Raw genomic sequence first — 23,072 nt, forward strand, 5'->3', positions numbered from 1 at the left:
CTGACACGCCGATGAGGATAAAAAAATATCCTGATTGTCATTTTCAGTGGGGTATCCTGCGCATGCTTTTTTAAAGCACGGTTCTATCTGCAACCCCTTGCGAGGAGCGACGACGATGCATGAAATCCCTAACTTCCCACCAGGCCAACAGGAACCGCAGCAGTCGACCCTGGCTCAACAGGAGCTTGGTCAACCTGTCGCAATGAAAGCAGCACCCTCGGCTCAAGACAGCCAGAAAGCCGGAAGCAAAGACTGAAGGCGATTGTTTTCAGGCGTATCGAAAACGGTCTGGCCGATTTTCAATACGCCTGGAAAACCAGCAACAGGCAAACAGCAGATCCTCATGAGCGACTTCACTGAAACACAGGCCAGTGCACTGATCGGCACCGCCGAGCAAATGATCGAAATCTGGTCGCGCCTCAGTCCCGAAAAACAGAGCGCCCTGCTCGCCCGGTTCGGTACTCAGGAAAACGCCTTGGCCGCCCTTGTGACCACCCGGCTCGTAGCTCCGGCGAACAAATAACCTCCATTCGCCGTTTATTTCAATCTGTTACACCTGCATCACGCGATGCGTCGGTATGATGAGCACTTCGAGAGCTTGCTAAGGGTTTTCCCTGCCCGCTCGAACGCCATGCCCGCACAGAACGAAAGCCCACCTCATGCCCGAGACACAGCAAACCACACCGCAAACTCCGATGGCCGTTACCCTGACCGTCGTCTCCATCGTCATGTTCACCTTTATCGGCTACTTGAACATCGGCATCCCGCTTGCCGTTCTGCCCGGCTATGTCCACAGCGATCTGGGCTTCGGTGCAGTCATCGCAGGACTGGTGATCAGCGTTCAGTACCTGGCTACGTTGATCAGCCGGCCATGGGCGAGTCGCATCATCGACAACCTTGGCAGCAAGAAAGCCGTACAGATCGGCCTGGCCGGCTGCGGATTGAGCGGCGTGTTCATGCTTGTGCCGGTCTGGCTGGACAGCTGGCCGATGGCAAGTCTGGTGATCCTGCTGATTGGACGCGTAATCCTTGGCAGCGCGGAAAGCCTGGTGGGTTCGGGCTCGATTGGCTGGGGTATCGGCCGCGTCGGGGCGCAGAACACCGCCAAAGTGATTTCCTGGAACGGCATCGCCAGCTATGGCGCACTGGCCATCGGCGCGCCGCTGGGTGTCTGGATGGTCAATTCGCTCGGATTGTGGACGGTGGGCGTGAGCATCATGCTGCTCTGCACGCTGGGCCTGTATCTGACCTGGCACAAGCAGGCCGCCCCCATCGTGCAGGGTGAACGGCTGCCCTTCATGCATGTACTGGGGCGAGTGCTGCCGCACGGCATGGGTCTGGCGCTGGGCGGCATTGGCTTTGGCACCATCGCCACCTTCATTACCTTGTACTACGCAAGCAATCACTGGCCGAATGCAGCGCTGTGCCTGACGCTGTTCGGCGGCAGTTTCATCGCGGCGCGCCTGCTGTTCGGCAACCTGATCAATCGCCTGGGTGGCTTTCGGGTGGCAATTGCCTGTCTGTCCGTGGAAAGCCTGGGGCTGTTGCTGCTGTGGATGGCCCCCACGCCGGAACTGGCGCTGGCTGGCGCGGCGTTGACAGGCTTCGGTTTTTCACTGGTATTCCCGGCGCTGGGCGTGGAAGCGGTCAATCTGGTCCCGGCATCAAGCCGAGGCGCAGCAGTGGGCGCTTACTCGCTGTTCATCGACCTTTCACTGGGCATCACGGGGCCGCTGGCAGGCGCGATTGCCGCCGGCTTCGGCTTTGTCTCGATCTTTCTGTTTGCGGCCCTGGCGTCACTCACCGGGTTGGGCCTGAGCGTCTATCTGTACAAACAGACGCAGGGGGTGCGCCAGTGATGCCCCGCGCTCATCCTACCGTTCCCAGCGTGGTAACGTCGTTCTGGACGCTCTGCGTCCGATCTTGAGTGTCCGGTGCGGCGCAGATTTGTGACGCAGAGCATCACCCAAGGCATCCCCACGCTGGAGCCTGAGGAGCGATACTCTCGACTTACGCTCAGAAATCCACTTTCCCGCGCCCGGCCTTGATTGAGCCGCGCTTGCTCTTGGACTCCAGGCGGCGAGTCTTGGAACCCAGGGTCGGGCGGGTCGGGCGGCGTTTCTTTTCCACCTTGGCCGCGTTGACGATCAGCTCACTCAGACGCAGCAAGGCATCGGCGCGGTTCTGCTCCTGAGTACGGTATTGCTGGGCCTTGAGCACGACCACGCCTTCGCTGGTAATGCGACTGTCACTTAACGCCAGCAGCCGCTCCTTGTAGAACGGCGGCAGCGACGAGGCCTTGATGTCGAAGCGCAAATGAACAGCACTGGAGACCTTGTTGACGTTCTGGCCACCCGCGCCCTGAGCACGGATAGCAGTCAACTCGATCTCGGCGTCCGGCAGATGGACATTGTTGGAAATTCTCAGCATTGCGTTCTCATATCGACTTCGAAAACCGCTCATTGCCCATAAAGCCCTTGGATATTAGGGTTTTAGGCATAGCACTATTGTCTCAGTATTTCACTCTATAACACCACCTTCAGGCTCAACGAGAAACAAACGGGAAAATGGTGAAGCACATTCGACTGACAGAAATCGAAGCCTAAACTTCAAGGGGAAGAACGCCGAACCGATAAGCTCTGTCGACAAAAACAACCTTGCACTACCTTGAAATTTGCAAAAGAGCACGTAGCACGTCGAAAACGAAATAAGCGCACTCTCACGACATGTTTTTGGGATCAATTCTCAACCATTTTCTCATCTCTTGTCCCTGAACGCCCTCAGGCGTGAGCTAGGTTGCTCAACGCCACAAACAATGCCATTATAGAGCCATCACAGAATACGGATTCGTTATGTGCATGAAAGGACTTCAGATAAATATCGAATTATTAATAACTTTCAGATACATCCATATGGGCTTACGGCGCTTGTTATCTATAACAAACAACTGCCACTTACACCTTGAATAAAACTATACAATTAACAAACAGAGATAACTTGTATGTCTAGACGTGTTGCGACATTTTTTGATATGAAGCTGTATGCCCGCGGCCGCTCAAGAGCAGAGGGGAATACCGCCGACTTCCCTGCCACTCCAAAGCCCATGCAGGAGATTCGAGAACTAGTTGAAACACTGATTGACGGCGGCGATAATTTTCTGAGTAAAGGTCATAGCGACAAAGCTGATAAATATTACATCGCACACACAGACACCATTAACGGATATTGGGTACTTCTCATCAATCGATGTGACCCTAGCGCGCCGGACTCTGTATACAGCAACCCAGAATCTAAAGAGCGTAAAGTAAATGAAAAACTACCCGGCCAAGGTGCTGAATTTTCCGCACATTTGATATTAGACACTAATCCAGCCAAAGGAAAAGACTACTATTTTTGTATAATCGAAGCAGCTTACGGATCTGGACTTGGAAGCAGTGCGATCTCTAGCTACTTCGCACATATTATAAGGCACTGCAAAAAGCAAAAGCCCGACCTATTCAAGATCCCGAATATAGATGGCTCATGCAACAAAAAAGGCGACCAAAACAAAGTCCACCTTGCGCATGAGGTTGAGCTGCAAGGACATATCTCCGACACTTTTAAAACCGACCTACAAAGCGGCGCTCTAGGTGGTATAGAGTTAATAAGCCATAAAACGGTCGGTGGCAAGTGGGACGATGCAGGCTTTGTAAAAGAAAAACACCGGATCATCAAACTTACGCTAGAAAGAGATCTGATAGGAGATGCAGTAAAAACCGTTAAAGATGTACTTAAAAATGCAAAAACTGATGGCATCGATCAGATGCGCGTCAGCTTCAAGGATAGCTCTGGCTCTCCGAATAACGCCTTGCTTTCGGTTGATACCGGACAGCTAGCAGCTGATGGACGATATTTGAAGCGATACTACATTTCATCAGCTAACAATGTTAGCTCGGCGAGTATCGAAGAAGCTAACCATGCTATAGTTAAAGAAGTTCTTAAGACCCTAGAGTAACTTAAAATGCTAAAACAGATGTTACAACCACTTTCTTACCTTGCGATACGGCACCCACAAAAATGGAAAGTAGACTGGCTTTTCCCTATAATAATTTCTATAGCTTGCACTTGGTTCTCCATTAATGAGGAATGGAAGTCTGATGCTTATAGAGTGTCCGGCCCCATCAGCCTACTACTAGGTTTTCTTTCATGCCTTCCTGGCTTTTACATAGCCGCCCTGGCAGCAATTGCAACTTTTGGTCGTAATGACATTGACAATGTGCTACCTGAGCCAACGCCGACCGTCAAACTAAATACTCGCGGCGAAAACATCTTGATAAAGCTTACCCGCCGTAGATTCTTGGCAATGTTGTTTTCTTTTTTAACATGCGAAAGCATAGCTCTAGTATTATTTTCCGTCTTACTTCTATCCAGCGGCACAACAATTGCCAGCATTGACATAGGCAACAGCCTAGGAGGAAACTTTCTATCAATAACCATGACCTTAATCTATTACACACTACTTATGCAAATGCTAACCGCAACGTTCTGGGGGCTATACTATCTCGGATTTAAACTTCATGAACCTCAGTTGTAAAAACTCGAGAAAATCTAAAGTTATAATCTGTGACTTCCTCAAGAAAGACTTGAATATTGAGGGCGAAGCTCCTGACAAATCATATCTCGGTCAAAAGCCAGTCAGCTAGGAACGGGCAGTCTGATGAAAAATTTTCCAAACTAGATATCTAACCCCAGCATCAAGCTTTTCGTTCGTTCGCATGCAATATGCAGCGCACTTCATGCTTACGGGCTCAGTTTATGGCATGAAGTATTAGTTATCACACCTCATTAGATCTGACCGAAATCACGCACCACATCACCAGAATGGAAAAAAAATGAAAAAATTCCACTTTAGAAAATAAAACCTATAACTATCCAAAACGCACTGGCTCGCCAGAATTTTTATCTAAAATACAAAAAACGAGTAAGGCCCGTGAAAACCCACCAGCATAAGGGTGTCTTTTTTCTGCAACAGCCACAATCATTGGTCTCGGTAGGGACGACAGTTATCTACCGCTCCTACCGCAACCCAATCATTTGCCAGAGTCGGCATTTACGACAACGCTACGCCTGTTTTTGGCCCGGTAACATACCCACATCACCACCAGCCAGACGGGTATCGCGTAAACCGAGATCCGGATGCCGGGGATCATCAGCATGATACCGAGGATAAAGACCACAAAGGCCAGGCACACGTAGTTGCCGTAGGGATACCACAGCGCCTTGAACAGCGGCACTTGTGCAGTACGGTTCATGTGCTGGCGGAACTTCAGGTGCGAATAGCTGATCATCGCCCAGTTGATGACGAGTGTAGCCACCACCAGCGACATCAGCAGTTCCAGTGCCTGCTGCGGCACAAAGTAATTGAGCAGGACCGCCACCACGGTCACCGCTGCCGAAGCAAATATTGCCTTGACCGGCACCCCGCGCCTGTCGACCTGCGCCAGCGCCTTGGGCGCGTCGCCCTGCTCGGCCATGCCGACCAGCATGCGGCTGTTGCAGTAGGTACCACTGTTGTAGACCGACAGCGCTGCCGTCAGCACCACAAAATTCAGAATGTGCGCAGCCGTGTCGCTGCCCAGCATCGAGAACACCTGCACGAACGGGCTGCCGCTGTAGGAATCGCCAGACGCATTGAGGCTGACCAGCAGACTGTCCCAGGGCGTCAGCGACAACAGCACCACCAATGCACCGATGTAGAAAATCAGGATTCGGTAGATCACCTGGTTGATCGCCTTGGGGATCACGGTCTTCGGCTGCTCGGCTTCAGCAGCGGTGAAACCGAGCATTTCCAGACCGCCGAACGAAAACATGATGATCGCCAGCGCCATTACCAGCCCGCTGACACCGCTGGGGAAAAACCCGCCGTGCTCCCAGAGGTTGCTGACCGACGCCTGCGGGCCACCACTGCCGCTGACCAGCATGTAACTGCCCAGCGCAATCATGCCGATAATCGCCACTACCTTGATGATTGCGAACCAGAACTCGGTCTCGCCGAACACCTTGACGTTGGTCAGGTTGATCGCATTGATCAGTACGAAGAAGGCGGCCGCCGAGACCCAGCCCGGGATGTCCGGCAACCAGTAATGAATGTACTTGCCGACCGCGGTCAGTTCGGACATGCCCACCAGGATATACAGCAGCCAGCAATTCCAGCCCGACAGGAACCCGGCGAAACCGCCCCAGTAGTTGTGGGCGAAATGGCTGAACGATCCGGCCACCGGCTCTTCGACGATCATTTCGCCGAGCTGGCGCATGATCATGAACGCAATGAAGCCGCAGATGGCATAACCGAGAATCATCGAGGGGCCGGCTGATTTCAGCACGCCCGCCGAGCCTAGAAAAAGACCAGTGCCGATGGCACCACCCAGAGCAATCAGCTGGATGTGCCGGTTTTTCAGGCCGCGTTTCAGCTCGCCCGCGGGTGAGGTTGTTTCACTCATTCAATAGCCACCTGATTGTTCTTGTTCTGTGACGGAATAGAACCTGCTCCGCGTGTGGCGCAACAGCATTGCAGCACCCGAGGCCGACGGCCCGGGATGGTGAACAACAATGATTCACAGAAAAAAGCGCAGCATTGTACACCTGCATCCAGGTTGAGGTTTAAAACCGGAGGATCGATGCGCAACAGCTATGTGACAACGCTTTACAGGCTGCCGAAAACAACAACGCCAGCCCCCTGGGCTGGCGTTGCCATTCACTCGCACCACGCAATCACTCAGGCTTGCGACGACCGAAGCCAGGACGCTGACCCGAGCCCGCCGGTGGACCACGACGTTTGCCTGACGGCGCATCATCGTTGACCAGCTTGATGCCGACACGCTTCGGAGCAGGCTTGGCCGGGCGCTTGTTCATTTCGCTCGGACGCTCGGCGACCGGCGTACCACGGCTGTTGTCGGCAGGACGCGGCGCGCGCGAACCGGGCTTGCCCGAGTCCTTGCGCGGCGAAGGACGCTGAGTAGAGTCGCCGCCACGCGGACGATCACGTTCGCTGCCGGTAATCTGCGGCTGACGCGGTGCGCGGTCGCCAGTCGCCGGAGCGCCAGCGGCCGGACGCAGCGTGCGCACACGTTCGCCCTTGCCCAACGGACGCGACGATTGGCGCTGCAAACGCTCCATCTTGTCTTTGGTCTTGGCATTCATCTGCGGCTGAGCCACAGGCTGCAAACCGACTTCAGCCGCCAGAATGTCGACCTCATACTGGCTCATTTCACGCCAGCGACCCATCGGCAGGTCGGAGTTGAGGAACACAGGCCCGTAACGCACGCGTTTCAGGCGGCTGACCACCAGACCCTGGGATTCCCAGAGACGACGCACTTCACGGTTACGGCCTTCCATCACCACGCAGTGATACCAGTGGTTGAAGCCTTCGCCGCCCGGTGCCTGCTGGATATCGGTGAAGCGCGCAGGACCGTCTTCGAGAATCACACCGTTCTTGAGGCGCAGCAGCATGTCGTCATCGACTTCGCCACGCACACGAACCGCGTATTCGCGGTCCATTTCGAACGACGGGTGCATCAGCCGGTTGGCCAGTTCGCCGTCGGTGGTGAACATCAGCAGGCCGGTGGTGTTGATGTCGAGACGACCGATGTTGATCCAGCGGCCCTCTTTCGGGCGCGGCAGACGATCGAACACGGTCGGACGGCCTTCAGGGTCGTCACGGGTGCAGATTTCGCCATCGGGCTTGTTGTACATGATCACGCGGCGGACCGTTTCGGCCGCCTCTTCGCGCTTGATAACACGACCATCGACACTGATGGCGTCATGCAGGTCGACGCGCTGACCGAGAGTCGCGTCCTTGCCATTGACCTTGATGCGGCCTTGGGTAATCCAGGCTTCCACATCACGGCGCGAGCCTACGCCAATGCGCGCCAGAACCTTCTGCAGCTTTTCGCCTGCGGGTCCGATTTCCTGGCTGTCCTGCTTGTCTTTTTCACTCATCTGGGCACCTCCCGGTGTGTCGAATCAGGGCTGGCCGGGAACCGGCAAGACCTGTGCCCGGCGCGCTATGGATAGCAGCAGGGCGAAATACTTGAAAGCCTTGGCAACACTTGATCGCCGAGGGTCGGCCATCATACGCCCCCGCACCGGTTTACGCATCCGGCGGCAGCGGCAAATGCGCGGATCACTTCTTCTTTTTACGACCGGCGGTCTTGAGCTTGGCCAGTCGCTTGGCAGACTCATCAAGAACCGTACGCTTGTCGTCCTTGTCGAGTTTCTTCCAGGCCTTGATTTCGCGCTTGCTGCGGCCGCATCCCAGGCAGATGTCATCATCGAACTTGCACAGGCTGATGCAGGGGTTCTTGGTGGAACTCATGGGCAGCGGGTCTCATGGCGGGTGGTATCAGATGTGACCGTGGGCTGACGTATGAATTCGACCGAAGTGCGCGCAGCGTTGGCACGACAGTTGGAAAGTGTCGTTGCACATGCTCCAGTGTGGGAGCGAGAACTCTCAGAGGTCGGGCTCTTTATCCTCATCGACGTTGTCATCCTGCCTCTCAGCCTCAGGCTCCGTACGAAGCAGATCGTCGAAATCGGTCTTGAGGCCCTGCTCCATCGAGTCCAGTTCCACCAGCAGGGTGCGGAAGCTGGTTTCATCGCGGGGCGCTTCGGGCTCCGCTTCCGGGTCGAGACTGGCGTCGGCCAGAGCTTGCAGGTGCGCAGGCACAGGGGCGTCTTCAAAATCCAGCACCGGTTCGGTTTCCATCTCGCGCAGGTCGGCCAGCGGCGGGAGCTCGTCGAGACTTTTGAGATTGAAGTGATCCAGAAAGCCCTTGGTGGTGGCGAACATCGCCGGTTTGCCGGGCACATCACGGTAGCCCACCACCCGAATCCACTCGCGCTCCAGCAAGGTCTTGACGATGTGGCTGTTCACCGCCACACCGCGCACGTCTTCAATCTCGCCGCGTGTGATCGGCTGGCGGTAAGCGATCAACGCCAGCGTTTCCAGCATGGCGCGGGAGTAACGCTGCGGCCGCTCTTCCCACAGCCGACCGACCCAAGGGGAAAACCGGTCACGAATCTGCAGACGATAACCCGACGCCACTTCCTTGAGCTCGAAGGCGCGCCCTTCGCAAGATTTGCGCAGCACTTCGAGCGCCTTTTTGAACACCGGCGGCTCTGGACGCTCACCTTCTTCGAACAGCTCGTAAAGTCGCTCCAGCGTCTGCGGCTTTCCGGAGGCCAGCAGAAATGCTTCAAGCAACGGGGCCAGTTCACGAGGTTCGTTGAGGTTCATGGATGTATTCTTGCTCTACTCGGCTCGCGCCCGGACATGGATCGCCGCAAAGGGCTCGTTTTGGACCAGCTCGACAAGGGACTCCTTGACCAGCTCAAGCACCGCCATGAACGTCACGACCACGCCCAGACGCCCCTCTTCGGCGGTAAACAGCTCGGCGAACGGCACAAAACCACCGCCCTTCAGACGCTCCAGTACATCGCTCATGCGCTCGCGGGTAGACAGCGCCTCGCGGCTGACCTGATGGCTTTCGAACATGTCCCCGCGGTGCAGCACTTCAGCCATGGACATCAGTACTTCTTCAAGACTCACATCCGGCAGCAACTTGCGGGCGCGGGCTTCGGGGGCATCCAGTTTCGGCACGACAACATCGCGGCCAACCCGGCTAAGGCCGTCAATGCCTTCGGCGGCTGCCTTGAAGCGCTCGTATTCTTGCAATCGACGAATCAGTTCGGCACGCGGATCGCCTTCTTCCTCTTCGACTTCGGCCGAGCGCGGCAACAGCATGCGCGACTTGATCTCGGCCAGCATGGCGGCCATGACCAGATACTCGGCAGCCAGCTCCAGGCGTACTGTTTTCATCAACTCGACATAGCCCATGTACTGCTTGGTGATCTCGGCCACGGGAATATCGAGGATGTCGATGTTCTGCTTGCGGATCAGGTACAGGAGCAGGTCGAGTGGCCCCTCGAACGCTTCGAGAAAGACCTCCAGCGCATCGGGCGGAATGTACAGGTCCAGCGGCATCTGCGTGACAGCACGCCCATAGACCAGCGCAAACGGCAGCTCCTGCTGGGCGTCTGCCTGGCTGTCCACTGCCTCGACGACGGTCATTAAGCGCGTTCACCGAAAGGTGATGGATCACCGCAACCGACACGAACGACTTCGGGATCTCCGCCGGCCAGATTGATAACCGTAGACGCCGAAATACCGCCGATTCCGCCATCTATGATCAGGTCCACCTGATGCTCGAGAATCTGGCGCATCTCGTAGGGATCGCTGAGAGGCACAGTGTCGCCCGGCATGATCAGGCTGACGCTCATCAGCGGTTCGCCCAGTTGCTCGAGCAGGGCCTGGGCGATGGGGTGGCTGGGCACCCGCAGACCAATGGTGCGCCGCTTGGGGTGCAGCACCAGACGCGGCACTTCGCGGGTGGCGTTGAGGATAAAGGTGTAAGGGCCGGGCGTATGCGCCTTGAGGGCACGGAACGCGCCGGTGTCGACCTTGGCAAACAACCCCAGTTGCGACAGGTCGCAGCACATCAGGGTGAAGTTGTGCTTGTCGTCCAGCTGACGCAGGCGGCGGATACGCTCGATGGCACTCTTGTCGCCGATCTGGCAACCCAGTGCATAGGACGAATCTGTCGGGTACACCACCAGCCCGCCGGCCTTGATGATTTCAGCGGCCTGTTTGATCAGGCGCGGCTGCGGGTTTTCCGGATGGACCTGGAAAAATTGACTCACGGTAACTTCCTGTTCAGACGGCGGCAGTAGGCTGTTCATATTTGAATCTGCACCACAAAGGCGGTAGATCCTCAGGCACGGGGCGATAAGTACCGATTTCACCCCAATTGCCAGGACCGTGGAAGTCGCTGCCGGCGGTAACCAGCAGACCGAACTCGCGTGCAAGGATGGCCAGGGTGCCGACCTGATCGGCAGGCTGCATGCCATTGACCACTTCTATGGCGTGCCCACCGGCCAGGACGAAATCGCCGACCAGTTTACGCCGTTTACTGCGGGTAAAGTCATAATGTGAAGGATGCGCAAGGCTGACCCATGCGCCCGAGGCACGCAAAGTGGCGACGGTGTCTTCCAGAGTCGGCCAGTGCTGCTTCACATCGCCCAGTTTGCCCGCCCCCAGCCATTTGCGAAACGCCTCGGCGCGGTCCTTGACGAAACCGGCCCTGACCATGAAGTCGGCAAAATGCGGCCGTGCGGGCGCATTACCGCTGTCGCCCAGTTCCTGCTGGATCGCGCGAGCACCTTCCAGCGCACCAGGCATACCTTTGATCGCCAATTTACGGCTGATTTCTTCTGCGCGCAGCCAGCGCCCCTCATGCAAACGGACGATGGCGTCGGTCAGCGCCGGGGCCTGCGTATCGAAGCCGTAGCCCAGAATATGGATGGTCGCACCGCCCCAGGTGCAGGACAGTTCCACCCCATTGACCAGTTGCATGCCCAATGAATGCGCTGCCGCGCGGGCTTCTTCAAGCCCTTCAAGGGTATCGTGGTCGGTCAGCGAAAGGACGCGCACGCCGTTTTCATGAGCACGGGCAACCAGTGCCGTGGGCGAGAGCGCCCCGTCGGAAGCGGTGCTGTGGCAGTGCAGGTCGACATTCATAGTGGTGCTTTCGTGTTCATTGATGTTTGTTATTATGCCGCCACATCCTGCTTCTGGCTGCCATTGTGAAACAATTCATCGACTTCATCCCGCTGCTCCTGTTTTTCCTCGTTTACAAAACCGAGCCGCGTGCCGTGGATATCCTCGGCAATACCTATATGGTAGGCGGCATTTTCAGCGCAACGGCGATGCTGATCATCAGTTCGGTGGTGGTCTACGGCATTCTTTACGTCAAACAGCGCAAGCTTGAAAAAAGCCAGTGGCTCACGCTGGTTGCCTGTCTGGTATTCGGCAGCCTGACCCTTGCCTTTCACAGCGAAACATTCCTGAAATGGAAAGCGCCGGTAGTCAACTGGCTGTTTGCCGTAGCGTTCGCCGGCAGTCATTTCATCGGTGACCGTCCGCTTATCCAGCGCATCATGGGGCACGCATTGACGTTGCCAGCAGCTATCTGGACCCGGCTCAACATCGCCTGGATCGTCTTCTTCCTGTTCTGTGGCGCCGCCAACCTGTACGTGGCCTTCACTTATCAGGAATTCTGGGTCGACTTCAAAGTATTCGGCAGCCTGGGCATGACCCTGATCTTCCTGGTTGGCCAAGGGATCTACCTGTCACGCCACCTGCACGACACCGCCCCCAATACGACCAAATCCGAGGACTGACATGCTCTACGCTATCATCGCCACCGACGTCGAGAACTCGCTGGAAAAACGCCTCGGCGTGCGCCCTGCCCACCTGGAACGCCTGATCGAGCTCAAGAGCGAAGGCCGTCTGGTGCTGGCCGGCCCACATCCGGCAGTCGACAGCAATGACCCGGGGACCGCCGGTTTCAGTGGCAGCCTGGTCGTTGCCGAGTTTGAATCCTTGAGCGCTGCCAAAACATGGGCCGATGCCGACCCATACGTTGCAGCGGGCGTCTATGCCAATGTCGTGGTCAAGCCGTTCAAGCAAGTCATGCCCTGATCCCGCCTCCGGATATCCCTGACACGCTCTGCCCATCGAGGCAGAGCCGTGTTGCACCACCGCCCTTCATTCATCCTTCCCGACACCCTGCCGATAACCTGCTCAATGTGCGAATTTACACGGCTCGGTAAAAGGGAGTTCAGATGCGTTCAGGTATGTGGTGTCTGTTGGCAATGTTGATGGCATCGGGGTTTCAGGTAAACGCCGAGACTGTTAATGAAAGCGGCGCAGTGCAGCCTTTGCATCTGCCCAGCCCTGCCAGCCAGATTGCTGACCTCCAGTTGCGCCTCAAGGACAGCGAGGGTCAGCGCGACGAGTTGACACGCCAATTGCAGAACGTCGATCAGGAACGCAACAACGCCCTGCTGACACGCTTGCGTCAAGAGAACCAAAAGCTCAAGTTGCAGCTCAAAGAAGCACTGTCGGCTGCGCCTCCGCGCTTGCTGACAGAGCAACAACAATGGTTCGTCGCAGGCGGTGGCGTTGCGATGTTCGCCCTTCTGTGCGGTATATTGGTCAGCGGCTGGCGTAAGCAACGTCGGCAGTGGCTAAATTGAGTGAGTCATGAGCGAGCTGTTACTAATCGATGATGATCAGGAGCTGTGCGAACTGCTGAGCAGTTGGTTGAGCCAGGAAGGTTTTCAAGTGCGCGCCTGTCACGACGGGACCAGCGCGCGTCAGGCATTGGCCGACGCAGCGCCGGCTGCCGTGGTACTGGACGTGATGCTGCCCGATGGCAGCGGCCTGGAATTACTCAAGCAACTGCGCGCCGACCATCCTGACCTGCCGGTGGTCATGCTCTCGGCACGCGGCGAGCCGCTGGACCGTATTCTGGGTCTGGAGTTGGGTGCTGACGATTACCTGGCAAAACCCTGCGACCCTCGCGAACTGACCGCCCGCCTGCGCGCCGTGCTGCGTCGCAGTCATCCGGTGGCGTCTTCCACACAGCTCGAACTGGGCGACCTGACCTTCAGCCCGATGCGCGGGGTGGTGAGTGTCGATGAAAAGGAACTGACCCTCACAGTATCCGAGAGCCGTCTGCTTGAGGCACTCATGCGTCAGCCCGGCGAGCCGCTGGACAAACAGGAACTGGCGCAACTGGCGCTGGGTCGCAAACTGACGCTCTATGACCGCAGCCTGGACATGCACGTCAGCAACCTGCGCAAGAAAATCGGCCCTCACGCCGATGGCCGTCCACGCATCGTCGCACTGCGCAGTCGCGGCTATTATTACGCTCTTTGAGCAGCGGCAAGCTTCAAGTCAAAGCAGAGCGTTTTGTAGCTGACGGTTGGCAGCCGCCCTTACACAAGCTTTACCAAGCGCTGACTGCGCTTGACCTTGATCTCCCTAAACTGGGCTCATCGGCATCGAGCCGCACTAGAGACAAGGAGATACACCATGCGCAAGACCCTGATCGCTTTGATGTTTGCCACTGCCCTGCCTACCATCGCCATGGCCGCACCACCACCGCCACCTGCTGGTGGTCCGGACGCCGATGGACCCGGCATGCACATCGAGCGGGATGACCGCGGCCCAGGCCCAGGCCCAGGCATGCGTCGCGGCCCAGGCCCGATGGGACCTCTGGGTGAGCTGGACCTGACACGTGAACAGCGCCAGCAGATCGAACGCTTGATGCGCGAGCAGAGACACGAGCGCCGCGAAATCACCCAAAGCTACCTGGAAAAAATGCCTGCTGCCGACCAGAAGGCAATGCACGACGAAATCGAAGCCAAGCGCTCCAAGACAGACAGCGAGATTCGCGCACTGCTCCAGCCTGAACAGCAGAAGCAGTTCGACGAAATCAAAAAGAAAGAAGATGAGCGTCGCGCCGAATGGGCCGAATTCAAGGCCTGGAAAGCGGCAAAAGCAGCAAAAGCGCAGTAACCATCAGGCCTCGCGGCCCGATGAGTTGAACACAACCCGGCATGCGCACGCATGCCGGGCTTTTTTACTGAGACCGAGGAAATCCCGTGCGTTCATTGTTCTGGCGAATCCTGGCCAGCTTCTGGCTGGCCATTGCTCTGGTGGGAGGTCTGTCGGTACTCGTCGGGCATATGCTTAATCAGGATGCGTGGATCCTCAGTCGTCACCCTGTGCTCAACTCATTGCCGGAACAATGGACACAGCGCTTCGAGGAACAGGGCGCGGACAATGCTCAGGAATTCCTTCAGGACATCAAGCGGCGCAATCGCATCGACGTCCAGGTGCTCAGCGACAGCGGCGAACCGATGGTCCGTGGCACTTTCCCGCCCCGCGCCGCAGCGCTGGAGGCCCGGCAACAGGCCGACGAGGATCAGGGGCGTAAACTGCCCTGGCGCCGCCTTGCCACCGAATACAGCAGCCCGAAGACCGGCGAAACCTATCTGTTCATCTATCGCGTTCCGCACCCGGAGCTCGACGAGTGGCATCGCCAGAGCCTGATGTGGCCATTGAGTGCGCTGGGCATCGCACTGGTGGTTCTGACCCTGTTCAGCCTGTTCGTGACGTTGTCGATCACCCGACCGCTGAGCCGCCTGCGTGGCGCAGTGCACGATCTGGGGCAAACCAGCTATCAGCAGCACAGCCTCGGCCAGTTGGCCAACCGGCGTGACGAATTCGGCGTCTTGGCCAAGGACTTCAACCGCATGGGCGCGCGCCTGCAAAGCCTGATCGGCAGCCAGCGCCAGCTGTTGCGCGATGTGTCCCATGAATTGCGCTCACCGCTGGCCCGACTGCGCATTGCGCTGGCGCTGGCTGAACGTGCGGAGCCCGCCGAGCGGGACAAACTGTGGCCGCGCTTGAGCCGTGAATGCGACCGACTGGAAGCGTTGATCAGCGAAATTCTGGCGCTGGCGCGCCTCGACGCAGAGCTTCGTGGCCCTGAAACAGTTGACCTCGATTCACTGCTGCAGCGCCTGAAGAACGACACACAACTGGACGGGGTCGACCAGAACATTCGCGTCGAGGTACAGAGCGACCTGCACCTGAAGGGCTGGCCGGACATGATCGAGCGGGCTCTGGACAACCTGCTGCGCAACGCTGTGCGCTTCAACCCGCCAGGGGGGCGGATCGATCTGCAGGCGAGCCAGGTCGACAATCTGGTCCGTCTGAGCGTTCGCGATCACGGCCCGGGAGTTGCCGATGAGCATCTCGCGCAACTGGGCGAGCCGTTTTATCGCGCGCCCGGCCAGACGACACCCGGCCACGGTCTGGGACTGGCGATTGCCAGGCGTGCAGCGGAACGACATGGCGGCAGTCTGGTTATGGGCAATCACCCGGATGGCGGGTTTATCGCCACGCTGGATCTGCCCAGAGAGCCGCTCAGTTCATCATCTGCCTAGTCTCTTGCGTAAAAGGCTAGCCCTGCCACTCGCTGACAAACCCGCCGACGTCGACTTTTGGCGCTTCGCGCGGTGGGTTCAAGGGTGTCCCCAGGTACAGAAAGCCAATCACTTGCTCGTCGGCCTCAAGCCCGAAGCCTTTGGCAACCTGCGGCGCATAGGACAACTCGCCAGTTCTCCAGACCGCGCCGACCCCCAGTGCATAGGCGGCCAGCAGCACTCCGTGAGCAGCGCACCCGGCGGTGATCAGTTGTTCCGACCGCGGGACTTTGAAATGGTCCTGCAAGCGAGCGATCACGACCACGACCAAGGGCGCGCGCAAGGGACCAAGACGAGCTTTTTCCAACGCTTGCGGGGTCACTTCAGCACCACTGTGCTGCAGCGCTTGCACCAGTAACTCGCCCATGCGCTCACGGGCCGGGCCTTCGACTGTCAGGAAACGATACGGCTTGAGCTGTCCATGATCCGGCGAGCGCAATGCAGCACCAAACATGATTTCCCGCTGTGCAGTATCCGGGGCCGGGTCGACCAGTCGCGGAACCGATACGCGATTGAGCAAAACGTCGAGCGCCTGCATGGGCTGTCTCCTTGAAAAGTGATCGAGCATTCTAGAGCCTGTTTACCGTCAATAACGAGCGCGACAGACAATTCCTTACCCGTGCGGTCTGGCCTTGTCCCCGGCCGCACTGGTTTACATGCCTTCAACCGCAGGTAGAATGGCGCCTTTCCTCATACCTGCCAGAGCCATTCATGTCGTTGCCGACCCTGCGTATCATCGGTTTCATTATCGGCATCTTCCTGATCACCCTGGCTGTGGCCATGATTGTGCCCATGGCCACGCTGGTCATTTACGACCGTTTCGAAGACCTGCGCGAGTTTTTGTGGGCCAGCGCGATCACCTTCATCGCCGGCCTGGCGCTGGTGGTGCCCGGACGCCCCGACAATGTCCAGTTGCGCCCTCGGGACATGTACATGCTCACGGTTTCCAGCTGGATCGTGGTGTGTATCTTCGCCGCCCTGCCCTTTTTGCTGACCCAGCACATCAGTTACACCGATTCGTTCTTTGAAAGCATGTCAGGCATCACTGCCACAGGTTCGACAGTGCTCAGCCACCTGGACAGCATGTCCCCGGGCATTCTGATCTGGCGTTCGATGCTGCACTGGCTTGGCGGCATCGGTTTCATCGGTATGGCCGTGGCAATTCTGCCATTGCTGCGCATTGGCGGCATGCGGTTGTTTCAAACCGAATCCTCGGACCGCTCGGAAAAGGTCATGCCCCGCTCGCACATGGTGGCCAAGTTCATCGTGCTGGCCTACGTGGGTTTTACCGCGCTGGGCAGCCTGGCCTTCTGGGCGGCGGGCATGAGCCTGTTCGATGCGATCAACCACGCGATGTCGGCAATTTCCACGGGCGGGTTCTCCACTTCGGACCTGTCGCTGGCCAAATGGCCACAGCCTGCGGTGCACTGGGTTGCGATTGTGGTGATGATCCTCGGCAGCCTGCCCTTTACGCTGTATGTCGCGACCTTGCGTGGCAACCGCAAGGCGTTGATCAAGGACGAACAGGTGCAAGGGCTGATCGGTCTGCTGTTGGTCACGTGGCTGGTGATGACCGTCTGGTACGCCAATACCACCGACCTGCCATGGACCGAGGCGCTGCGCCACGTGGCGCTGAATGTGACGTCGGTGGTGACCACAACGGGTTTTGCGCTCGGAGACTACAGTCTGTGGGGCAATTTCTCGCTGATGCTGTTTTTCTATCTGGGCTTCATCGGGGGCTGTTCTGGCTCGACCGCGGGCGGGGTGAAGATCTTCCGCTTTCAGGTGGCCTACATTCTGCTCAAGACCAACCTCAATCAGCTGATCCATCCACGTGCCGTGATGAAGCAGAAATACAACGGCCATCGACTGGATGACGAAATCGTCCGCTCGATTCTGACCTTTTCGTTTTTCTTCACGATCACCATCTGCCTGATTGCGCTGATGCTTTCGCTGCTCGGGCTGGACTGGATGACGGCGCTGACCGGTGCCGCCAGCACGGTCTCCGGCGTGGGGCCAGGGCTGGGTGAGGTCATTGGGCCTGCTGGTAACTTCTCCACTTTGCCGGATGCGGCCAAGTGGATTCTGTCCGGTGGCATGCTGCTTGGCCGCCTTGAGATTATCACTGTGCTGGTGCTATGTGTGCCTGCGTTCTGGCGGCATTGAGGTCTGGGAGCACGCTTGAAGAGCCCGGAAAGTCGGGGCTTTTTATCGTTCCGCGTGGTAATTGGGGTTCGACTCAGGTCAGCCTTTGATTATCGTGCCGACGCTCCGCGTGGGCATGCAGTTCGTGACGTTCTGCGTCACACGGCGGTTCTGGGGTGTCAGGGGGATTGGGGTTCGGCTCGGGTCAGCTTTTCGCCCCTCGGCGAGTTACTTTGATGGGGCCAAAGCTGATGACTATCGTGCCGGCGCTCCGCGTGGGCATGCAGTTCGTGACGTTCTGCGTCACACGGCGGTTCTGTGATGTCAGATGGATTGGGGGTCGACTCGGGTCGGCTTCGCCCCTCGGCGAGTTACTTTGATGGAGCCAAAGCTGATGACTATCGTGCCGACGCTCCGCGTCGGCACGCAGTTCGTGACGCTCTGCGTCACACGGCGGTTCTGGGGTGTCAAGGGGATTGGGGTTCGACTGGGTCGGCTTTTCGCCCCTCGGCGAGTTACTTTGATGGGGCCAAAAGCTGATGGCTATCGTGCCGACGCTCCGCGTCGGCATGCAGTTCGTGACGCTCTGCGTCACAAAGCGGTTCTGTGGTGTCAGGTGGACTGGGGTTCGACTCAGGTCGGCTTTTCGCCCCTCGGCGAGTTACTTTGATGGGGCCAAAGTAACCAAAGCCCCTGGCTCCGTTTCCGGCCCGACTGCGTCGGGTTCCTTCGTCCTGTCACTGATCCGCGGGTCGCCGCAACGGGCCATCCATGGCCCGGTGCGGCTAGCCTGGCGTCCTGCCAGGCTACCCCCGGATCAGCGCCAGGACTCAGCCGTCACTTACGTCGCACTCTGCGTCGTCTGTGCCATCGTGGTTGAAAAGCATTGCGTTGGCAGCGGCTGTGTGCAAGGCATGACCTTGACTATCGTGCCGACGCTCCGCGTCGGCATGCAGTTCGTGACGCTCTGCGTCACACGGCGGTTCTGGGGTGTCAGGGGGATTGGGGTTCGACTCGGGTCGGCTTTTCGCCACTCGGCGACTCACTTTGAGGGACCAAAGTAAGCAAAGTCCCAGCTCCGTTTCCGGCCCGACTTCGTCGGGTTCCTTCGCCCTGACGCTGATCCGCGGGGCGCCGCAACGGGCCATCCATGGCCCGGTGCGGCTAGCCTGGCGTCCTGCCAGGCTACCCACGGATCAGCGCCAGGACTCAGCCGTCACTTACGTCGCAACCGGCGTCGTTTGTGCCATCGCGGTAAAAAGCGTTTTAGAGCAGTGTGGTTAAAGGCACGGGGCGAAAGCTGATGACTATCGTGCCGACGCTCCGCGTCGGCATGCAATTCGTGACGCTCTGCGTCACACGGCGGTTCTGGGGTATCAGGGGGATAGGGGTCCGACTCGGGTCGGCTTTTGACCATTATGCCAACGCGGTGGATTGGCACGGTAATCGAATACTCCACATCGGTACGACAGTCGGCTAAATTTGTGTATAACAACAAGACCCCGCACGAGGACAGGCAACGTGGATTCCATCAAGCGTTTTTCGAGCTTTGCCGAGTTCTATCCCTTTTATCTTGCCGAGCACAGCAGCAGTACCAGTCGACGTCTGCACTTTGTCGGTACTTCTTTGGTGATTTTCCTGCTGGCATTCGGTGTGGGCAGCGGTCGATGGTGGTTGTTATGGCTACTGCCGGTCGCAGGTTATGGCTTCGCCTGGGCCGGGCATTTCTTTTTCGAGAAGAACCGTCCGGCCACGTTCAAGCATCCTTTTTACAGTTTGCTCGGCGACTTCGTGATGTACCGCGACATGCTGTTGGGCAAGGTGCCATTCTAGGCCGGTTGCTTCAGACAGCCGTTTCGCTGACCGGCTCCTGAACCACTGCCTGGCTGGCTTTCAAGTGCGCATCCGCCAGGCGGAACAGTTCGATACTGCCGTCCAGGTGCTCGATCAGGGCGGTGCAGGATTCAACCCAGTCACCGCAATTGAGGTATTCCACGCCGCCTACCTGGCGGATTTCCGCATGGTGGATATGCCCGCAAACAACCCCGTCCAGCCCGCGCTTCACGCATTCGTGAGCGATGGCTTCCTCGAAATCGCTGATGAAGTTCACCGCGCTTTTGACCTTGTGCTTCAGGTACGCCGACAGTGACCAGTAGCCATAGCCGTATCTGGCGCGCCAGTGGTTCAGCCAGCGGTTCAGGGTCAGGGTGAATTCATAGGCCGAGTCGCCCAGAAAGGCCAGCCAGCGATGATAGCGGGTGATCACGTCGAACTGGTCGCCGTGGATGACCAGAAAACGACGTCCATCGGCGGTCACGTGCTCGACCTCGTCCACCAACTGAATATTGCCCAGCACCAGTTTGGAGTAACGACGCAGAAACTCGTCGTGATTGCCGGTGACATAGATCACTTCCGTGCCGCGCTTGCTCATGGTCAGCAGCCGGCGAATCACATTGGTGTGCGCCTGCGGCCAGTACATGCCGCCGCGCAGTTTCCAGCCGTCGATGATATCGCCGACCAGGTAGACCTTGTCAGCCTGATAGCGCTTGAGGAACGCAGACAAGTGCTCGGCCTGGCAGTCGCGCGTGCCCAGGTGAACGTCGGAAATCCACAAGGTCCGCACGCGTTGTTTGCGGCTGGGTGTGGCGAGCTGAGCGCTGGTCATGAGGCGACCTCCGGCAGGGTTTCCACGAGAATGGAGCATGCCGGTTAACCGAATGTGACATGTGAATGGCGATGTCGTGACAGTCGCCCTTATTCCTCAGGACTGGCAGGAGAATGACGGTCGTTGTGGCCAAGATCACGGGCCGGATCGATCTGGTCTCGAAGACGCTGCTTGAGCACCTTGGCCTCGGGAAAACCGCCGTCGGCCTTGCGCTCCCAGAGTTGTACGCCGTCGCACGTGATACGAAAAACGCCACCGGTGCCCGGTTGTAACGAGACCTTGCCCAGATCATCGCCGAAAGTGCTCAACAGCTCCTGAGCGAGCCAGGCAGCGCGTAATAACCACTGGCACTGGATGCAATAGGTGATGACGACTTCAGGCTTTTCGGCAGACATGGGCACCCCTCCAGAAATTCAGACGCCCATGATACGCACCCGATGCAGGATCAACGAGCATTGGCGACACGACGCAATGCGCTGAGCGTCACGTCCTGAGTGGGCTCCTGCGCCGCCGTGTCGGCAGCCTGCGCTTTTACGCCCAGCACACCCAGCAAGCGGCTGCGAATCGCCTGAAATCCGGGCTGGCCGCTGTCACGCTGGCGCGACAGGTCGACACGTATATCATCGGCAATCTTACCGTCGGCCAGCACGATGACCCGATCGGCGAGCAAGATCGCCTCATCGACATCGTGGGTCACCAACAGCACCGCCGGGGTGTGCTTGCGCCACAGATCAATGATCAGTTGATGCATGCGGATGCGGGTCAAGGCATCCAGTGCGGCAAATGGCTCGTCGAGCAGCAGCAATTCGGGCTCACGGACCAGCCCCCGTGCCAGCGCTACGCGCTGTGCCTCTCCGCCGGACAGCGTCGCCGGGAAGGCATTCAGACGGTGGGCCAGGCCGACCTCGGTCAACGCCGCTTCGGCGCGTGCCTTGGCATCGTTGACGCGCAGGCCGAGAATCACGTTTTTCCAGGCACTTTTCCACGGCATCAGCCGCGGCTCCTGAAACACCGCTGAACGCGCTGCCGGTACACGCAACTCGCCGCTGTCGATCTCATCCAGCCCGGCCAGGGTACGCAGCAAAGTGGTTTTGCCGGAACCGCTGGCACCCAGCAACGCGACAAATTCACCCGCTGCGATGTCCAGATCCAGCCCGTCAATCACCCGCTGCCGACCAAACTGGCGGACCACATTGCGCAGTTGTACCGGTGCCTGAGCAGCTTCGTTCGTGACGGAGGAGATGTTGCGCAAATCAGGCGTTGCCATGCTCAATGCCTCACAAAGGTCGGTCGCCAGGCCAGAGCATAGCGCTCCAGCGTGCGAATGATGCCGTCGATCACCAGGCCAAGGACGCTGTAGATCAACAGGCAGATAACGATTACATCCGTGCGCATGAAGTCCCGCGCATCGCTGGCGAGATAGCCGATGCCTGCGGTGGTGTTGATCTGCTCGACAAATACCAGTGCCAGCCAGGAAATACCCAGCGAGTAGCGCAGCCCGACGAAAAATGACGGCAACGAGCCGGGCAGAATGACGTGCCAGATCAGTTCACGACGGCTCAATCCCAACGTGTTCGCGGCCTCGATCAGTTTAGGGTCGATGTTGCGGATACCGGAAAACAGGTTCAGGTAAACCGGAAAGGTAGTACCCATCACGATCAGCGCCACTTTGGTGAACTCGCCAATGCCGAACCAAAGAATGAACAGTGGCACCAGTGCCAGCGAAGGAATAGTGCGCAGCATTTGCATCGGCGAGTCGAGAACGATTTCACCGCGCCGAGACAGCCCGCTTACCAGCGCAGCAACAACCCCGATGCTGACGCCGATGCTCAACCCCAGGAGCGCCCGCTGCAGAGAAACCCATAGATGGCGGGCCAACTCGCCCGAGAGGATCATCGACCACAGCGTGCCGCCTATCTGCGACGGAGCGGCAATCACCCTGACGGGCAGCAAACCGGTTTGCGAGGCCAGTTCCCAGAACAGCAACAGCGCCAGCGGGCTGAGCAGACGCAATACAGATCCCGGCACCTGCCGGCGCTGGCGACGCTGTTCAGAAGCGCGGCGTTGTGCAGGCTTGTTGATCACCAGAAAACCGGATTCGAGTGGTTTGAGCGTTGTGTCAGACATGGGCGCATCCTTCCTGAGCAAACCGGGTAAAGCACACCCGATGCAGTATGGACACATGCTAATTGCATAAGAAAATCGCGTGAAATTCGATTTAGACCTAAGCTAATAGTCAAAATATTTGATTAAAATCAAAACAGATGATGCATATTTTTTATAATTAACTTAGACCGAAATCGAATTTCACAGCCTTGGCTGCTTG

The 23,072-nt window shown here is 57.9% G+C and carries 25 protein-coding genes; 11 read left to right on the plus strand and 14 right to left on the minus strand.

Features of this window, described 5'->3' with window-relative positions; genetic code table 11:
• The first annotated feature begins 343 nt into the window (after positions 1-343).
• Both MME58_RS18370 and MME58_RS18375 read left to right on the plus strand, forming a co-directional pair.
• A complete protein-coding gene (locus MME58_RS18370) occupies positions 344-523 on the plus strand; it encodes a hypothetical protein (protein ID WP_054984921.1) in 180 nt (59 codons plus the stop codon).
• A 136-nt stretch (positions 524-659) separates the two neighbouring features.
• The gene (locus tag MME58_RS18375) at positions 660-1,859 is read left to right on the plus strand and encodes an MFS transporter (RefSeq protein ID WP_055006769.1); all 1,200 of its coding nucleotides are present in this window, start codon (positions 660-662) and stop codon (positions 1,857-1,859) included.
• Positions 1,860-2,016: 157 nt separating this feature from the next.
• Here MME58_RS18375 and arfB read toward each other — a convergent pair whose 3' ends face one another.
• Positions 2,017-2,430 (minus strand): alternative ribosome rescue aminoacyl-tRNA hydrolase ArfB, encoded by a 414-nt coding sequence (gene arfB / locus MME58_RS18380; RefSeq protein ID WP_055006770.1) that lies wholly within the window; start codon positions 2,428-2,430, stop codon positions 2,017-2,019.
• A gap of 571 nt (positions 2,431-3,001) precedes the next feature.
• Here arfB and MME58_RS18385 point away from each other — a divergent pair.
• Complete coding sequence (locus tag MME58_RS18385; RefSeq protein WP_055006771.1) at positions 3,002-3,994, plus strand: hypothetical protein; 993 nt, start codon at positions 3,002-3,004, stop codon at positions 3,992-3,994.
• Positions 3,995-4,200: 206 nt separating this feature from the next.
• Here MME58_RS18385 and MME58_RS18390 read toward each other — a convergent pair whose 3' ends face one another.
• The 8 genes from MME58_RS18390 to MME58_RS18425 all read right to left on the minus strand — a co-directional run bounded on the left by MME58_RS18390 (position 4,201) and on the right by MME58_RS18425 (position 11,614).
• A complete protein-coding gene (locus MME58_RS18390) occupies positions 4,201-4,476 on the minus strand; it encodes a hypothetical protein (RefSeq protein WP_147479874.1) in 276 nt (91 codons plus the stop codon).
• A 593-nt stretch (positions 4,477-5,069) separates the two neighbouring features.
• On the minus strand, positions 5,070-6,479 hold the full coding sequence (locus MME58_RS18395) for an amino acid permease (protein WP_055006773.1): 1,410 nt from the start codon (positions 6,477-6,479) through the stop codon (positions 5,070-5,072).
• 271 nt (positions 6,480-6,750) lie between these two features.
• A complete protein-coding gene (gene rluB, locus MME58_RS18400; RefSeq protein ID WP_054984925.1) occupies positions 6,751-7,977 on the minus strand; it encodes a 23S rRNA pseudouridine(2605) synthase RluB in 1,227 nt (408 codons plus the stop codon).
• Positions 7,978-8,161: 184 nt separating this feature from the next.
• Positions 8,162-8,353 (minus strand): DUF1289 domain-containing protein, encoded by a 192-nt coding sequence (locus MME58_RS18405; protein WP_005767716.1) that lies wholly within the window; start codon positions 8,351-8,353, stop codon positions 8,162-8,164.
• Positions 8,354-8,488: 135 nt separating this feature from the next.
• Entirely contained in the window at positions 8,489-9,274 is a 786-nt protein-coding gene (gene scpB, locus MME58_RS18410; protein WP_055006774.1) for an SMC-Scp complex subunit ScpB, read from the minus strand.
• Positions 9,275-9,289: 15 nt separating this feature from the next.
• A complete protein-coding gene (locus tag MME58_RS18415; RefSeq protein WP_183139184.1) occupies positions 9,290-9,988 on the minus strand; it encodes a segregation and condensation protein A in 699 nt (232 codons plus the stop codon).
• Between the two features lie 119 nt (positions 9,989-10,107).
• Positions 10,108-10,737 (minus strand): L-threonylcarbamoyladenylate synthase, encoded by a 630-nt coding sequence (locus MME58_RS18420; RefSeq protein WP_122239333.1) that lies wholly within the window; start codon positions 10,735-10,737, stop codon positions 10,108-10,110.
• Positions 10,738-10,750: 13 nt separating this feature from the next.
• Entirely contained in the window at positions 10,751-11,614 is an 864-nt protein-coding gene (locus tag MME58_RS18425) for a PHP domain-containing protein (protein WP_055006777.1), read from the minus strand.
• Positions 11,615-11,679: 65 nt separating this feature from the next.
• On the opposite strand from MME58_RS18425, the gene MME58_RS18430 reads away from it, so the two are divergent.
• The 6 genes from MME58_RS18430 (at position 11,680) to MME58_RS18455 (ending at position 15,897) form a co-directional block, all read left to right on the plus strand.
• Complete coding sequence (locus MME58_RS18430; protein ID WP_054984930.1) at positions 11,680-12,276, plus strand: septation protein A; 597 nt, start codon at positions 11,680-11,682, stop codon at positions 12,274-12,276.
• A gap of 1 nt (position 12,277) precedes the next feature.
• Entirely contained in the window at positions 12,278-12,577 is a 300-nt protein-coding gene (locus tag MME58_RS18435) for a YciI family protein (RefSeq protein WP_054984931.1), read from the plus strand.
• A gap of 143 nt (positions 12,578-12,720) precedes the next feature.
• Positions 12,721-13,134 carry an SH3 domain-containing protein gene (locus MME58_RS18440; RefSeq protein WP_054984932.1) on the plus strand — a complete coding sequence of 138 codons (414 nt, stop codon included), beginning with the start codon at positions 12,721-12,723 and terminating at the stop codon, positions 13,132-13,134.
• A 7-nt stretch (positions 13,135-13,141) separates the two neighbouring features.
• A complete protein-coding gene (locus MME58_RS18445; RefSeq protein WP_054984933.1) occupies positions 13,142-13,819 on the plus strand; it encodes a response regulator transcription factor in 678 nt (225 codons plus the stop codon).
• Between the two features lie 156 nt (positions 13,820-13,975).
• A complete protein-coding gene (locus tag MME58_RS18450; RefSeq protein WP_055006778.1) occupies positions 13,976-14,461 on the plus strand; it encodes a Spy/CpxP family protein refolding chaperone in 486 nt (161 codons plus the stop codon).
• A gap of 86 nt (positions 14,462-14,547) precedes the next feature.
• Positions 14,548-15,897, plus strand: coding sequence for a sensor histidine kinase (locus MME58_RS18455; protein ID WP_054984935.1), 1,350 nt, complete (start codon positions 14,548-14,550; stop codon positions 15,895-15,897).
• A 16-nt stretch (positions 15,898-15,913) separates the two neighbouring features.
• Here MME58_RS18455 and MME58_RS18460 read toward each other — a convergent pair whose 3' ends face one another.
• Positions 15,914-16,474, minus strand: coding sequence for a nitroreductase family protein (locus tag MME58_RS18460; RefSeq protein WP_054984936.1), 561 nt, complete (start codon positions 16,472-16,474; stop codon positions 15,914-15,916).
• Positions 16,475-16,647: 173 nt separating this feature from the next.
• Between MME58_RS18460 and MME58_RS18465 the strand changes: the two genes are divergently transcribed.
• Together MME58_RS18465 and MME58_RS18470 are read left to right on the plus strand one after the other, a co-directional pair.
• A complete protein-coding gene (locus MME58_RS18465; RefSeq protein ID WP_005755011.1) occupies positions 16,648-18,102 on the plus strand; it encodes a TrkH family potassium uptake protein in 1,455 nt (484 codons plus the stop codon).
• Positions 18,103-19,602: 1,500 nt separating this feature from the next.
• Positions 19,603-19,914, plus strand: a complete 312-nt coding sequence (locus tag MME58_RS18470; protein WP_054986330.1) for an Mpo1-like protein — start codon at positions 19,603-19,605, stop codon at positions 19,912-19,914.
• A gap of 10 nt (positions 19,915-19,924) precedes the next feature.
• On the opposite strand, the gene MME58_RS18475 is transcribed toward MME58_RS18470, so the two are convergent.
• The 4 genes from MME58_RS18475 to MME58_RS18490 all read right to left on the minus strand — a co-directional run bounded on the left by MME58_RS18475 (position 19,925) and on the right by MME58_RS18490 (position 22,873).
• On the minus strand, positions 19,925-20,746 hold the full coding sequence (locus MME58_RS18475; protein WP_055005712.1) for a UDP-2,3-diacylglucosamine diphosphatase: 822 nt from the start codon (positions 20,744-20,746) through the stop codon (positions 19,925-19,927).
• Between the two features lie 89 nt (positions 20,747-20,835).
• Positions 20,836-21,141 carry an Rdx family protein gene (locus tag MME58_RS18480; protein WP_054986332.1) on the minus strand — a complete coding sequence of 102 codons (306 nt, stop codon included), beginning with the start codon at positions 21,139-21,141 and terminating at the stop codon, positions 20,836-20,838.
• Between the two features lie 50 nt (positions 21,142-21,191).
• Complete coding sequence (locus MME58_RS18485) at positions 21,192-22,013, minus strand: ABC transporter ATP-binding protein (RefSeq protein WP_055005713.1); 822 nt, start codon at positions 22,011-22,013, stop codon at positions 21,192-21,194.
• 2 nt (positions 22,014-22,015) lie between these two features.
• Positions 22,016-22,873: an ABC transporter permease gene (locus tag MME58_RS18490; protein WP_055005714.1), complete on the minus strand. Its 858-nt coding sequence runs from the start codon at positions 22,871-22,873 to the stop codon at positions 22,016-22,018.
• Between the last annotated feature and the right edge of the window lie 199 nt (positions 22,874-23,072).

Source organism: Pseudomonas syringae pv. tagetis, from assembly GCF_022557255.1.
In the GTDB taxonomy this organism is placed as follows: domain Bacteria; phylum Pseudomonadota; class Gammaproteobacteria; order Pseudomonadales; family Pseudomonadaceae; genus Aquipseudomonas; species Aquipseudomonas caricapapayae.

Coding starts and splice junctions, on each gene's coding strand:
- MME58_RS18370 (WP_054984921.1), top strand. CDS start 344: ATGAGCGACTTCACTGAAACACAGGCCAGTGCACTGATCGGCACCGCC.
- MME58_RS18375 (WP_055006769.1), top strand. CDS start 660: ATGCCCGAGACACAGCAAACCACACCGCAAACTCCGATGGCCGTTACC.
- arfB (WP_055006770.1), bottom strand. CDS start 2,430: ATGCTGAGAATTTCCAACAATGTCCATCTGCCGGACGCCGAGATCGAG.
- MME58_RS18385 (WP_055006771.1), top strand. CDS start 3,002: ATGTCTAGACGTGTTGCGACATTTTTTGATATGAAGCTGTATGCCCGC.
- MME58_RS18390 (WP_147479874.1), bottom strand. CDS start 4,476: ATGGTTATTGATAGAAAGTTTCCTCCTAGGCTGTTGCCTATGTCAATG.
- MME58_RS18395 (WP_055006773.1), bottom strand. CDS start 6,479: ATGAGTGAAACAACCTCACCCGCGGGCGAGCTGAAACGCGGCCTGAAA.
- rluB (WP_054984925.1), bottom strand. CDS start 7,977: ATGAGTGAAAAAGACAAGCAGGACAGCCAGGAAATCGGACCCGCAGGC.
- MME58_RS18405 (WP_005767716.1), bottom strand. CDS start 8,353: ATGAGTTCCACCAAGAACCCCTGCATCAGCCTGTGCAAGTTCGATGAT.
- scpB (WP_055006774.1), bottom strand. CDS start 9,274: ATGAACCTCAACGAACCTCGTGAACTGGCCCCGTTGCTTGAAGCATTT.
- MME58_RS18425 (WP_055006777.1), bottom strand. CDS start 11,614: ATGAATGTCGACCTGCACTGCCACAGCACCGCTTCCGACGGGGCGCTC.
- MME58_RS18435 (WP_054984931.1), top strand. CDS start 12,278: ATGCTCTACGCTATCATCGCCACCGACGTCGAGAACTCGCTGGAAAAA.
- MME58_RS18440 (WP_054984932.1), top strand. CDS start 12,721: ATGCGTTCAGGTATGTGGTGTCTGTTGGCAATGTTGATGGCATCGGGG.
- MME58_RS18445 (WP_054984933.1), top strand. CDS start 13,142: ATGAGCGAGCTGTTACTAATCGATGATGATCAGGAGCTGTGCGAACTG.
- MME58_RS18450 (WP_055006778.1), top strand. CDS start 13,976: ATGCGCAAGACCCTGATCGCTTTGATGTTTGCCACTGCCCTGCCTACC.
- MME58_RS18460 (WP_054984936.1), bottom strand. CDS start 16,474: ATGCAGGCGCTCGACGTTTTGCTCAATCGCGTATCGGTTCCGCGACTG.
- MME58_RS18465 (WP_005755011.1), top strand. CDS start 16,648: ATGTCGTTGCCGACCCTGCGTATCATCGGTTTCATTATCGGCATCTTC.
- MME58_RS18475 (WP_055005712.1), bottom strand. CDS start 20,746: ATGACCAGCGCTCAGCTCGCCACACCCAGCCGCAAACAACGCGTGCGG.
- MME58_RS18480 (WP_054986332.1), bottom strand. CDS start 21,141: ATGTCTGCCGAAAAGCCTGAAGTCGTCATCACCTATTGCATCCAGTGC.
- MME58_RS18485 (WP_055005713.1), bottom strand. CDS start 22,013: ATGGCAACGCCTGATTTGCGCAACATCTCCTCCGTCACGAACGAAGCT.
- MME58_RS18490 (WP_055005714.1), bottom strand. CDS start 22,873: ATGTCTGACACAACGCTCAAACCACTCGAATCCGGTTTTCTGGTGATC.